The sequence below is a fragment of the Dactylosporangium sp. NPDC051087 genome, assembly GCF_055586325.1.
The window spans coordinates 67810-81554 of record NZ_JBVJIJ010000014.1 but is presented as its reverse complement, the minus strand read 5'-3'; the positions used below and the strand labels follow the sequence as shown (position 1 = coordinate 81554).

The following is a 13745-nucleotide window of genomic DNA, read 5'->3' as shown; positions in this document are numbered from 1 at the left end:
TCACCGTGACCAGCGGGCCGCGGCGGCCTGGGGCGGTTCAGCGTGACCAGCGGGCGGCGGCGGCCTGGGCGGTGAGGCCCGCGGCGGCCAGCGCCAGCAACGCGACCGCGACCGTCGCCGCAGGCCCGGCGAGCGGTGGTGGCGCGGTGCCGGTCAGGCCCGGCAGCGTGCCGCCGACCGCGATCCACGCGACCGCCGCGGCGGCGATCCCCGCGACGCCCGCCGCGGCCACCAGGGCGAGGACGACGAGGGGCTCGACGAGCGTGGCGGTGCTCCGGCGCAGCCCCTGCACGCGCAGCGCCCGCAGGTCGGCGGCGGTGGTGCCGATCGCGGCGACGGCCAGGCCGGCCGCGCCGAGCGCCGCCGACAGCCAGCCCGCGAAGAGGTAGAACCGCAGGCCGAGCGCGGTGCCGCCGGCTGCGATCCCGGACAGGGTGTCGGCGACGGTGCGGCGGCCGGTGACGGTGAGGCCCTGCGCCCGCAGCGCGTCGACGATGGTGGGCGGGGCGGTGGCCGACAGCCACACCTCGGCGCCGGTGGCGCGGCCGTCGTCGGCGGCGAAGAGGTCGGCGTACTCGAGGTCGACGAGCGCGCCGCCGCGCCCGACGCGGGGCAGCCGGCGCGCCTGGGTCGTGGTCGCGGGGACGGCCTTGCCGCCGAAGGTCTTGAACGTCGCGTCGGCCGGCAGGATCGAGGTCACGACGGGCAGCGCCTCGGGTCCGCCCGCGGGACGCAGCGCGCCGGCGCCGGGCTGGGACGTCATCGGCAGGCTGAACGTGACGCCGTCGGGGCCGGAGGTCGCGGTCGCGCCGGGCCCCAGGCGCCAGTCGGTCGTCGGCGGCGAGTGCAGCGTGACGACGGTCGTCGGCCCGACGTAGGGCGGCAGCTGCACGGCGATCTCGACCAGCCGGCAGCCGCGCGAGCACATCGGGGATTCGCCGGTGTACGACTGCCGCCCCGCCACCAGCTTCCCGAGCTCGACGGTGCCGGTGCTCTGCCCGTCGAGCGGGGCGATGGTCGCGCTCAGGACCAGGTCCGGCCGGTCGATGGTGACGGCGGTGACGTCGAGGGTGAGCTTCACGCCGGTGTGGACGATCGGGGTGAAGGACAGCGGCGGGTGCAGGCGCGCGGCCACGTCGGCGGCCGGGGGCGCGGCGGCGGGCCACAGCGCGACGGCGGCCAGCCGGGCCGCGTCGACCGCGACGGCCGCGGCATCGTCGCCCTCGCCGTCGCGCAGCGGCACGACGGCCATCGCGGACCGCCCGCCGGGGTCGGCGGCGCGCACGGCCCGCAGCAGCTGGCCGCGGCTGGTCGCGTCGACCCTCAGCACGACCGCGGCGCCGGTGTCGAGCTCGGCCTGCTGCCGTTGCCGCTGGTCGGCCGCGGCGGTGGCGCCGGCCGCGAACGCGAGCGACCCGACGGCGACGGTCAGCAGCGCCAGCAGCCGCGCGCCGGCGGGGCGCCGGGCGATCCGGAACCCGGCGAGCGCCCCGGCGAGCCGGAGCCGGCCGGTGGCGGCACGGCGCAGGGCCCGGCCGGCGGACAGCCCGCTGAGGATCGGCACGATCCGGCCGGCGAGGACGGCGCCGGCGAGCATGACGAGGGCCGGCGCGAGCAGGGCGACGCCGCCGGGACGGCCGCGGACCTGGACGACGGCGACGACCGCGGCGACGACGAGGACGCCTTCGAGGGCGAGACCGCGCCAGCGGGCGGTGTGCCGGTCGACCTGCCGCAGTAACGCCGACACAGGCGCGGAGACAGTACGCAGCGCGACGGTGACGGCGACGGCGAGCGCCCCGAGGACGGCGACGGTGGCGTACGGCCAGGCGCCGCGGGTCTGCCAGCCGCCGGCGGCGGTGAAGCCGGCGACGGCGCCGACCAGCACGGACAGCAGCGTCTCGCCGGTGGCCAGCCACCACCGGCCGGGCCGGGCCACCCCGCGCAGCGCGACGATGCCGTGCTCGAAGCGGCGGGCCCGGATGACCGTGGACACGGCGAGCGTGATGACGGCCCAGGCGAGCAGCAGCACCGGCGCGACCGCGAACGGGACGGCGGCGCGGACCTCGGCGCGGCGCTCGGCGATGCGGTCGAGCAGCACGTCGAGGTCGGTGCTGAGCCGGGCGTCGTCGTTGCCGCGCTGCTGCGCCTCGTCGACCCACTCGCGCAGCGCCGGGAGGGTCTCGACGGTGATGGCGCCGGCCGTCGGGTACGCGTCGTAGGACTGCAGCTCGCTGGGCCGGGCGAACGTGTCCAGGGTGCGCCGGTCGACCTGGAACCCGTCGCGTGCGCCGCCGAGACGGCCCCAGTAGGGTTCCGCGCCGTCGCGGGGCTCGACGACGCCGACGACGGTGAGCGCGGTCGGCTCCCCGGCCCGCAGGAACCGCGAGCTCGTGATGTCGTACCTGGACCCGGCCAGTGACACGGTGTCGCCGGGGCGCAGCCCGAGCCGGTCGGCGGTGCGCCCGGTCAGGACCGTGTCGCCGGCACCCATCAGGCAGCGACCGGCGACGACGCGGACGTGCTCGCAGATGCCTTCGCGGTACACGACGGTGCTCAGCTGCGCGGCGGTCGCCATCACGAGGTCGCCGGGCTGGGCGGTGAACTGGGCGGAGAACACGCTCGCGTAGCCGGGGGCGTCGAGCCAGCCGTCGGCCAGGTTCTCGAACGTCTTGGCCATGCTCCCGCCGTTGGAGGACTGGACCTCGCCGGTGATGAGCACGGTGCGTTCCGTCGGCGAGGCACCGGCGACCTCGGTGCGGACGATCCGGTCGTCGGCGCGGGCGAGGTACGCGGGAGCGGCGAGCGCACCGGCGGTGGCGAGAGCGGTCAGGAGCATGACGGTGACGGCACGGCCGCGCCGCGACCACAGCATCGCCAGGACGAGCACGATCACCGCGACCTCCCCGCGTTGTCACCGTCGTGGGTACCGCCGCCGTCACCGTCACCGGGCGGGCTGTCGCGGGGGGAGTCGTCGCCGGGCGCGCCACTGCCGGGCGAGTTGTCGCCGGGCGGGGCTTCGGCGCGTGACGCGGCGGTGGTGCGCGGCGGGGTGGTGGCGTGGGACTTCCTGGCGCCGTTGGCGCTGGCTTCGGCGCGGGCGGACCTGGACCAGAGGGCGGGCGGGAGCAGGACGGCCAGGACCACGACGGCGGTGGCCAGGACGGCGAGCCACTGCAGCCGGTCCACGGGCACCGGCCAGCGGTCGGCGAACGGGCGGACCGGCGGCGGCGCGAGCAGCCGCAGCAGCACCGCCGAGGCGAGGCCGACCGGGACGGCGACGAGCACGGGCGCGACCGCGGTCCACCGGCCGACGGTGCGGGCGGTCCGCGCGGACAGGCCCTGGCGGCGCAGCGCGGTGAGCTCGGCGCCGCGCCGGTGGCGGTCGACGGCGGAGACGACCGCGGCGGTGACCGCGGCGAGCAGGAGCGCGATCGCGCCGCCGGCGAGCCCGGCGCGCAGGGTCACGGCCGGGGCGAGGCGGTCCGCGCGGTCCGCGGCCGCGGCGGCGCTGTCACCGCCGACGATGCTGACGCCGGCCGCCTCGAGCCTGCCGGGCAGGTCGGCGGGCGCGGACGGGCCGAGCCACACCTCGAGGCGTTCCGCGGACGTGGCGGCCGCGCCGCTGGACGGGCCGGCGACGTGGGCGGCGTACTCGAGGTCGACGAGCACCCCAGCGGCGCCGCCGCGCGGGACCGACGTGACGGTGCGCGGGGCCACCGGCACGTCGACGCCGAAGATCTGCACGCGGGGCACGTCGTTGTCGCCGGCCGGCGGGAGGTTGCCCGCGACGAGGGCGGGCAGCGGGACGGGGGTGTCGACGACGTAGAGCCGGTTGTCGCGGGGGCGTTCGCTGGGCGGGTCGACGTCCTGCAGGCGGAGCCGGCCGTCGCGCTGGCCGGCCTGCACGGTGCTGACGGCCCGGCCGAGGGTGGTCCGCCAGCGGGCCGGGTCGGCGAACGCGGCGCCGTCGACGACGACGGTGCCGCCGGCGCGCAGTTCGAGCAGGTCGACGGGGCCGCGGTTGGTCTCGGCGGAGACGAGCCGGCAGCCGGCCGCGCACTGCGGCACCGCGACCTCCACAGTGGACTCGGCCATCGGCGGCTGACCCGGCTCCCCGTCCCCCGTGGCCGGGGCCGGCTCTCCGGACGGTGGACCCGGTGTCGCACCCGGCTGCGGCGTCGCGCCGGGCGTTGGCGTCGCGGGCGACGCACCTGGCTGTGGTGTCGCGCCCGGCTGTGGTGTCGCGCCGGGCTGTGTCGTGCTGGGCTGCGTCGTGCTGGGCTTTGGCGTCGCGGGCGACGCACCCGGTGACGCGCCGGGCGATGTGCTCGGTGACGCGCCGGGCCGTGGCGTCGCGGGGGACGCGCCGGGCGACGGGGTGGCGGGTGCCGGGGTCGCGGGCGGGCGGAAGACGGCGGTGACGCGTTCGCCGGCGCCGGCCAGCACGAGCGTCACCGTCGCGCCCGCCGACACCGAGCGCAGCGCCAGCGTGGTGCCGGTGAACGTCAGCGCCTCCGGCGCACCGGCGCGCAGCGGTGGTAGGTCGGTGCCGGTGACCGCCCGCAGGCGGGTGCCGTCGACGGCGATGACGGGCGGGCCGGCGCCGACGCCGATCGCGACGGCCATCGCGTCGCGCCCGCCCGGGTCGGCGGCCCGGACCGCGGCGAGGAGCCGCTCCCGGTCCATCGGCGCGACCTTCAGCACCCGGTCGGCGCCGACCTCGACGGCGGCCCGGTCGGCGCGGGCACCCGCGGCCCCGGCCCAGTCCTGCGCGGCGACGGCCAGGACGCAGGTGGCCGCCGCGAGGACGGGCACGATCCGGTACGCGGTCCGCCGCCGGCCGAGCGTCAGGCCCGCGAGGGCACCGCCGACGTGTCCACCGGCGAGGGCCGTCCGGCCGGCGAGCCCTGCCGCTGACAGCAGGGCTCGCGTTGCCAGTACACCGGCGGCCAGGGCGATCAGGAGCGCGGCCGCCTGACCGAGGCCGAAGCCGGTGTCCCGGCGCACGCTGGCGGCCGGCTCGGTGGCCAGCTGGAACACGGCCGCGGCGCCGATGGCGAGGACGCACACCTCGAGGGTCGCGGCCACCAGGGGGCGGCGGGGCTGCACGACCCGCAGCAGCTCCGGCACGCTCGCCCGGGTGGCCGGCCACTCGGCGGCGACGACGATGAGGACCCCGACGGCGAGGGCCTGCCACAGCGCGGGGCGCACCGCGACGGCCCACGCGGCGCCGGCGAGCAGCGGCAGGACGCTCTGCCCGGCGGTGCCGGCGAGGATGCGCCACGGCGGGAGCCCGCGGATCGCCATGCGGGCGGCGTCGGCGCGCCGTTCCTGCGCCGCGTAGGCCGCCGCGACCGCGATCGCGAGGCCGCCGCACAGCAGCACCTGCAGCTCGACGAGCAGCAGGCCGCGGCGGACCCCGCGGCGGTCGCCCTCGACGGTGGCGGCGAGCGTGGACGCGCCGGAGGTGACCGCGACGGAACCGCTGCGCAGCCGGGCGACGGTGGCGTCGATCGCGGCCGGGTCGTCGAAGGCGGAGACGGGCAGCAGCGCGTCGAAGGTGGCCATCGCCGTGCCGCCGGGTTTCGCGACGGTGTTGCGGGTGGTGTACGCGGCGACGCCGTCGAGCCCGGACCAGTACCAGCCGAGCGGGTCGGCGGGCGCGAACAGGCCGACGAGGGTCAGCGGGACGACCGCGACGCCGGAGCCGCCGTCCTGGCGCAGCGCGTCGCCGACGCCGAGGCGCAGCTGCCGGGCGACGCCGGGCGTGAGGACGATCTCGCCGTCCCGCTCCGGGCAGCGGCCCTCCAGCATGGTGGCGTTGCCGCAGAACCCGTCGACGGCGCGCAGCTCGGCCGGCAGGCGCAGCGTGTCGGCGCGCAGGACGCCGGAGTACCGCACACCGATCACCGAACGGTCGGCGGGGACATCGGTGATCGTCGCCTGGAACCTGCGGACGATGTCGTCGGGCTCGGTGCCCAGGGCGACGGCGGCGCGGACCGACAGGGTGCGCTCCGCCGGGGTGGCGGCGGCGATCCTGGCGGTGGTGGCGTCGCGCGCCATCGGGCCGGACACGGTGGCGGCGCCGACGGCCGCGCCGGCCGTGACCGCGGCGAGGATCAGCATGACGAGCGCAGTGGCGCGCCGGGCCCGGAGCGCGGCGACGATCAGGCCCAACACGTAGAGGACCTTACGTCACACGAGGCTGTTTTCGGGGTCCAGTGCGCCGGGGGGAGCCACCTCGTGCAGCGGGCCGGGCGGGCCGTAGCGGTGGCCCTGGCCGTACCGGCAGCCCAGCGCCGCCATCGAGGCTTCCTGGCGATCGGTCTCGATGCCCTCGGCGACGACGGTGACGCCCATGCCGGCGCAGATCTGCACGATGGATCGGCAGATCGCCTCGCTGCGGCCGCCGTCGGCGAGGGTGAAGGAGCGGTCGAGCTTCACCTCGTCGAACGGGATGGCGTGCAGCTGGGCGAGCGCGTTGTACCCGGTGCCGAAGTCGTCGAGGGCGAAGCGGACCCCGAAGCGGCCGAGCCGCCGCACCGCGCCCGCCGCGGCGGACAGGTCGGGCAGCGGGGCGGTCTCGGTGAGCTCGAGCAGCAGCCGGTGCGGGGTGAGACCGTGCCGCAGCACCGCGGCCCGGACGGTCTCCTCGTGTTCGGGCCGGCCCAGCCGCGCCGCGGACGTGTTGACGTGCACGGCGATGCTCGCCCAGGGCCCGCGGAACGCGGCGGCGTCGCGGCAGGCGCGGTCGAGCACGAAGTCGTCGACGAGGCGGATCAGGCCGATCTCCTCGGCGGTGGCGATGAACATGTCGGCCGAGACCGGGCCGAGGCTCGGGTGGGTCCACCGGGCGAGCGCCTCGACGGCGACGACGGTGCCGTCGTGCAGCCGCACGATCGGCTGGTAGTGCACATCGAGCCCGCGCCCGTCGCGCAGCGTGTCAGCGAGCATCTCGGCGAGGTCGGAGCTGCCGGTGCCGTCGGGGAGGTCGACGCGGTAGCGCACGAGCGTGCCCTTGCCCTGGCGTTTGCCGGCGTACATGGCGGCGTCGGCCCTGCGCAGCAGCATGTCGGCGGTGCGGACGGGCCCGTGCGTGCCGGCCTCGACGAGCCCGACGGACGCGGCGACGCCGACGGTGGCGCCGTCGAGGTCGAACGGTTCGCGGAGCGCGGCCATGACCTGCTCCGCGGGCCCTCCGGGGTCGCCGCCGCCTTCGAGGAGCACGGCGAACTCGTCGCCGCCGACCCGGGCGATCGTGTCGCCCTCGCGGACGGCGGCACGGAGCCGGTCCGCGACGAGGCGCAGGAGCCGGTCGCCGGCGTGGTGGCCGTACCGGTCGTTGACGGCCTTGAAGTCGTCGAGGTCCAGGAACAGCACCGCCAGGGGGCGGTTGTCGCGGTGGTGCAGGGCGAGGGCGTGGTCGAGCCGGTCGTGGAACAGCACCCGGTTGGACAGCCCGGTCAGGCTGTCGTGGAACGCCTGGTGGCTGAGCCGCTCCTGACTGTCGGAGAGCCGGTCGAGCAGCACCGCGTTCTCGACCAGGGTCACCGCCTGCCGGATGATCAGCAGCGAGATGACCGCGGTCTCCACGGCGATCTCGAACATGTCCATCGGCCGGCCCTGCACCAGCTGGATCATGAACAGGACACCGGTGCCGGCGACCGGCACGTACGGCAGCAGCAGATGCCCCCACCGGTGATCCGGCCGTTTCACCGCCTCCTGGACCGCCTTCGCCTCGTGCGTCGGGGTCGCCGCCGCCACCGCCACGAGGGCCTGCCCGGCGATGAACCCGGCGTCGGCGAGCGGTGGCATGCTCTGCGCGCCGGCGGCGACCAGGTAGGCGAAGACGCTGTCGGAGAACGACAGGCAGAACAGCCCGACGCCGAGGATCGACAACTGCCGCCGGTTCGCGGCCGCGGACCTCGCCAGCAGCATGATCACGATGACGGTGAGCAGCAGGTCGGTGACCGGGTAGGCGATCGCGACGGTGTAGGCGAACCTGGTGGCGGCACCCGCCCGCACGACTGCGCCGAGGGACGTGGCCCACGTCAGTACGAACAGCGCGCCGACGACGATGAGCCCGTCGAGGACCATGACGAGCTGCGACGCCACCCGCCGCGGACCGTCGGCGGGACGGTCACCGGCCAGGGCGATGAGCGCCGGCAGCGCGCACACCGGCAGGATCAGGTATCCGGCGTCGGCGAGCGACGGCGAGGGCAGCCCGTCGTCACGGAACAGCTGATACCAGGACCAGATGAACTGCCCGACGGTCCAGCCGCAGGTGCCCGCGCCCATCCACAGCCGCCAGCGACGCTGGGCGCCGGTGTGCCGCCGGGCGGTGATCCAGCAGGTGAGGGTGGCGGCCAGCCCCGCGCTGAACTGCGCCAGGTCATCGACGAACAGCGACCACCACGGGCCGAGCACACCCGAGCTCCCAAGGCCGACGGCCCCGAACACCCCGGCCACGGCAACGGCGAGCGGGACGGACACGGGTCTGCGCGACACTGAACGCATCCTCACCGGAAGTGATCACGACAACACGCCTTCCGTACGCTACCGCAACCGGGTCAGCCCTCAGGTCACGATGTGTCCACGGCCTGTCCGCATTGCGACACCGCGTCCGGCGCTGTCGCTGCCTTGTCGGCTTATCCGGCGCCGACGCGGCGGGCCAGGGCCGGGTCGAGCGGGAACACCCGTTCGGCCGGCAGCAGCCGCTGCGCCCCGGCGGCCCTGCCGCCACGGACCAGCGCCGCGATCTTCCGCACTTCGGGGGTCAGGTCGGTGATGCCGGTGATCCACTCCTCCGCGTACGCGCGGATCAGCTCCCTGCCGATCCCCACCTGGATGCTGTAGTGGTTGAGGGCCGCGCCGCGCAGCGACCGCTCCGGGTCCCACTGGACGTGGACGCGGGCCCGCCCCAGGTCCGGGTCGGTCGTCAGGACCGCCTCCGACAACGCCTGTTCCCAGCCCCGCCGGGTGATCCGCACCGCGAGGATCCGCTCCTGCCCTGGCTTACGGCCCCAGTTGCTGCGGTGCATCAGCCACAACAGCGACGGCTTGATCCACGTCATCCTCCCGAACCCGAACGGCGCCACGAACACCCCGGCGGCGAGCGCCGCGTCCGCGATCGCGTCCGGGTACGCCTGGTAGACCACGATCGTGCCGGCGTCGAAGGTCGCCCTGATCTGCCGCTGCGGGGTCATCCCTCCACCTCCGCGCCAGACCCTCGCCCGCCGGCTCTCCTTCCGGCAACCCGATTCCCGCCTGCTGCCTGCCGCTGTTCCGCTGCCCCGGACGTCCCTGGACCCGCGAACTCCCACCCACGGCGTCTCCATTGCCGGGTCTCCCCCGGACCCACGAACTCCCACCGACGACGTTCCACTGCCCGGATGTCCCGGACGCGCGAACTCCTGCCCACGACGGCTCCGTTGCCCGGACGCCCCCGGACCCGCGAACTCCCGCCCGTGGCGTGTCCGTTGCCCGGACGCCCCCGGACCCGCGAACTCCCGCCCGTGGCGTGTCCGTTGCCCGGACGCCCCCGGACCCGCGAACTCCTGCCCACGGCGCGATGGCGTTCGGAGTCCGGTCCCGTGCTCCGGGCGCGATCCTCTGCCCCTCGTCCGGCCGCCTCTACCCGGCCGCCTCTACCCGGCCGCCTCTACCCGGCCGCCTCCACCCGGCCGCCTCCACCCGGCCGTCGGGTCCGGCTGACGGGGTCCGGCTGACGGGGTTCGGCTGACGGATCGCGGGGGCCGGAGACGTAGGCGACGGCGTCAGTAGCAGGAGCCGAGGTCGCGGAGCACCTCCGATGCCGACACAGGGTCCAGCGCCGAGAACGGCACGGTCCGCTCGCGTGGCCACCGGTCCCCGCCGGCCGGGCAGATCCAGATGGTCAGGGACTGCTCCGGGTGCTCGGCCGGAACCCCCGGCACGATGCCCGGGTCGAGGTCGACGATCAGCGTCCCGCCGCCGGGCAGATCCCGGCCCGCGGGCAGGTCCCGCTCGATCCTGCCCTGGCGCCCGCCGCCCTGTCCGGCCCGCCGCCACCCACGCCGCTCCAGGGCGAGCAGCTTGACCGTGAGCGCCTTCCGGCCGTCGAACCGCGCCAGTCTGGTCACCGCGAGCTCCTCCTCCCGCAATGCGTGGACATCGCGGTCGAGCTGCCGGAACGGTTGCAGAATCGCATAGTCCGCAAACAGCTCTGCCCACGCCCGCACGTCCAGCTGCACCGGATGCGCCACGGACACGACGGCGTCGTCAGCCAGCACGACAGCCGCATCGTCGACGTCCGCCAGGCTGCGATCCTCGGCCAGCCGCACCGCGACGCCGGCACTCCCGCGCCCACCGGCCACCGCTCCACCGGCCACAGCCCCGCCGCTACCTTCGCCGACCACCGCACCCCGCCCACCGGGATCGGCGTCCGCGACACCGGCCGCCTCACCTCGACCGCCGCCTCCGCCGGGCGTCGCACCCCTCCCAGCAACACCGACGTCCGCGGCAACACCGACGTCCGCGCCGCCCGCCACCTCACCGCGACCGCCACCCCCGCCAGCCACCACACCCCGCCCACCGACACCGACGTCCGCAGCGCCCGCCACCTCAGTGCGACTGCCACCCCCGCCCGGCGTCGCACCCCTCACACCGACACCGACGTCCACGACGCCCGCCACCTCACCGCGACCGCCACCCCCACCGGCCACCACACCCCGCCCACCGACACCGACGTCCGCGCCGCCCGCCACCTCACCGCGACCGCCACCCCCGCCAGGCGTCGCACTCCTCCCACCGACACCGCCGTCCGCAGCGCCCGCCACCTCACCGCGACCGTCGCCAGCCACCACACCCCGCCCGCCCACACCGCCGTCCGCAGCGCCCGCCACCTCACCGCGACCGCCACCCCCGCCCGGCGTCGCACCCCGCCTGCCGACACCGCCGTCCACGACGCCGGCCACGGTGCCTTGACCAGCGGCACCGCCGTCCACGGCACAGGCCGTCGGACTCTGGCCGGCGGCAACCCCCGCGCCGGTCGGGGCGGCGGCCGGGGCGACGAGCCACACCAGGCGACGGGCGATCGGCCACAGCAGCGGGTGCTGCAGGAACGTCCGGCGGAACTCGGCCCCGCTCCACCGCCGTCCCATGACCATGGCGTGCTCCAGGCGGCGGGTCTGCTCACCGGCCACCTTGCGGGCGGCCTTCTTCATCTCGGCGAACCGCTGCAGCGCGGCCGGCGCGAGCCGCGGGTCATCACTCGCCGCCGGCGCCGGGAGGTCCTTGCGCCTGGTGCCGGCGGCATCGACGACGAACGGCCGAAGCTGCTCGTCGAACCCGGCGACGAACCGCCGCGGCCCGTAGTCGAGTGTGAGGGTCGCGTCGGCGGTCAGGTCGAGGTGCGGGACGAGGCGGTCGGCGAGCTGGTCCGGGGTCAGGTCCAGCGCTTCGGCGACCTCGCGCAGCTTCAGCTCGGCGCGCGCCTTCACCGCCTTCGCCTTCACCTTCGTGGCGATGTCCTGCAGGTGGGTCAGCGCCGCGTCGGTGCCGAGCAGCGCGAGCACGTCCAGCCCGGCGGCCGCCCGTTGATGGGCGCCCTGATAGGGCCAGTCCCGCACGGCGGCCGCGAGCCGGGCCGCGGTCCCGTCGTCGCCGAGCAGCGCCTGCGCGTCGAGTGTCCAGGCGCCCGCGGGCGGCGCGCCGGCGGCCTCCCACCGCTGCAGCAGCGCCCACGAGAACCGGGCCAGGTCGGACGGCTCGCAGGTGTCCCGGACGACGGCGATCCCGGCATACGGCTCGTCGGCCCTCGACACCATCAGCATCGTCACCAGGTGCCGGGCCGCGTCGCCGGGCAGGACGTGACCGGTGCCCCGCACCCGCACCGCCGGCAGCGTCGCCGGGTCCGCCCACTCCGGCACGAACGGGATCCGGGCGGGCAGGAGGTCGAGCGGGTCCGTGTCGAGCAGGTGACGGATCGCCGTGCCGGCCCGGGCGCCGTGACCGTCGGCCGCGGCGAGGACCGCGTCCCGGTGGCCGGCGACGGCCAGCGCGAGCAGCGCCTGCTCGGCGTGCCGACGGGCCGCACCGGGCCTGGCCAGCGCGGCGGGGACGAGCGCCCGCGCCGCGGCCGCCGGATGCCGCCGCAGCCAGTCGAGGGCGACGACCCGTGCCGCCTTCAGCCGCGCGTGCCACCCGGCGACCAGCAGCGCCACCTCCGGCGCCGCGAACGGCATCAGCGCCGGACCGCCGTCCGCCGGGCTGCGCCGCGCGACCCGCAGCACCAGCGGCAGCGCCGCGACCCCGAAGCGTGCCGCGATCCGCGGCAGCCAGTGGTGCGCACCCCAGAGGCGCTGCGGGTCCCACGTCGCCAGCAGCGGCCGGACGAGCTCCTCGGGCCCGGCCTCGAAGAGGTCGACGGCGAGCCAGTCGTCGAGCGACCCGGCCCGCAGCTGCGACGCGAGCTGCTCGGGATCCTCCCGCCGGACAGCGGACTTGAGTCCCGCGACGATCCGCTCCCGCTCCCCCGCCGGCCAGCTCGCCACCGGCTCGTCGGTGCACCGGAGACCGGCGATGACCACCGGCTCCGCCGCCGCCCGCCGCGCCTCCCACGGCGGCGTGACCAGCACCGCGGGCAACACGCCGCCGGCCGCTTCCGCCGCCGTGGTCGACGCCCCGGCCGGTCGATCGGTCGCGGCGGTCACCAGCCCCGGATGCCGCACCACGTGCCGCCGCAACAGCTCGGCGACCTTCGCAAGATGCTCGGAAGCGGCGGGACCGGCAGCACCGTGCCCGGCAGCCGCGGGACCAGCAGCGGCGGGACCAGCAGCGGCGGGACCAGCAGCGGCGGGACCGGCAGCGGCGGCGGACAGCAGTCGCATCGCCCGCTCGGGGAAGCGCTCGGCGGCGGACTCGACGGCGGCCTGGGCGCCCCTGACGTCGAGCGCGTCCAGCAACCCCAGGAACGCGCGGTCGGTCGGGACGGCGGCCAGGGTGTTCATCAGCACGCGCTGCTCGTCGGCGGTGCCCCACTCCCGGCGGCGCCAGCCGTCATGGACGTCGAGGATCGTGTCGCCGAGCCCTTCGGCGAGGGTGTGGATCATCGCGGTGCCGCGCAGCAGCCGCCAGCCGGTGGAGTGGATCTGGGGCCGGATCAGCGCCGCCTGCTCAGCGGTGTGCGCGGCGGCCATGAGCAGCGGCGCGTGCGGGTGGCGGCGCCCGTCGGCGGCGAGGTCGCGGGCGTCCTCGCCGACCCAGGCGGTCTGCTCGGGCGCGAGGAACGACGCCGCGAACCGCCGCGCGAACCCCCCGTCCCGCAGCCTCGACAGGGCCCCGATCACGGCCGCGTGGAGGTCGCCGGACGCGGCGGCGAGCGCGACCCGGATCTGGGCGAGCACCTTCTCGACGTCGCCGGTGCCGTGCTGCGCGTCGGCCTCGCCGCCGCGCCGGACGACCGTCGTGTGCCGCCCCGCGCAGGACGGCCTGTCGCAGCGCACGCTGAGCGGGCGGAGCCCGGTGAGCTCGACGCCCGCGGCGGCGGCGAACTCGAGGCCCCTGCCGGCGATCCAGTCGTCGGCGATCGCCCGGTGGTCGGCCTGCGGCGCCGGCCTGCTCCACAGCAGGATCCCGGCCATGGCGGCCGCCCCGAGCGCGGTCGCGACCGCGGCATCGGCCAGCGCCGCCAGCTCGCCGTCGGGGGAGAGCCGCAGCCCGTCGCGGGTGCCCGCCAGGTCCGGCGCGGCCTCGCCCACCGGCAC

General features: G+C 76.8%; 5 protein-coding genes. All 5 read right to left on the bottom strand.

Translation table 11 applies throughout. The annotated features are described in order from the left end of the window. Nucleotides 1-37: 37 nt before the first annotated feature. Nucleotides 38-2893 carry a hypothetical protein gene (locus ACZ6TV_RS26245; RefSeq protein ID WP_465299912.1) on the bottom strand — a complete coding sequence of 952 codons (2856 nt, stop codon included), beginning with the start codon at nucleotides 2891-2893 and terminating at the stop codon, nucleotides 38-40. Further along, the gene (locus ACZ6TV_RS26240; RefSeq protein WP_465299911.1) at nucleotides 2890-6180 is read right to left on the bottom strand and encodes a hypothetical protein; all 3291 of its coding nucleotides are present in this window, start codon (nucleotides 6178-6180) and stop codon (nucleotides 2890-2892) included. Before ACZ6TV_RS26240 ends, ACZ6TV_RS26245 begins: the two co-directional genes overlap by 4 nt. Nucleotides 6181-6195: 15 nt before the next feature. Next, nucleotides 6196-8508 carry a putative bifunctional diguanylate cyclase/phosphodiesterase gene (locus tag ACZ6TV_RS26235; protein WP_465299910.1) on the bottom strand — a complete coding sequence of 771 codons (2313 nt, stop codon included), beginning with the start codon at nucleotides 8506-8508 and terminating at the stop codon, nucleotides 6196-6198. Between the two features lie 140 nt (nucleotides 8509-8648). Then, entirely contained in the window at nucleotides 8649-9206 is a 558-nt protein-coding gene (locus ACZ6TV_RS26230; protein ID WP_465299908.1) for a DUF4291 domain-containing protein, read from the bottom strand. Nucleotides 9207-9776: 570 nt separating this feature from the next. Beyond that, the gene (locus ACZ6TV_RS26225) at nucleotides 9777-13745 is read right to left on the bottom strand and encodes a DUF4132 domain-containing protein (RefSeq protein WP_465299907.1); all 3969 of its coding nucleotides are present in this window, start codon (nucleotides 13743-13745) and stop codon (nucleotides 9777-9779) included.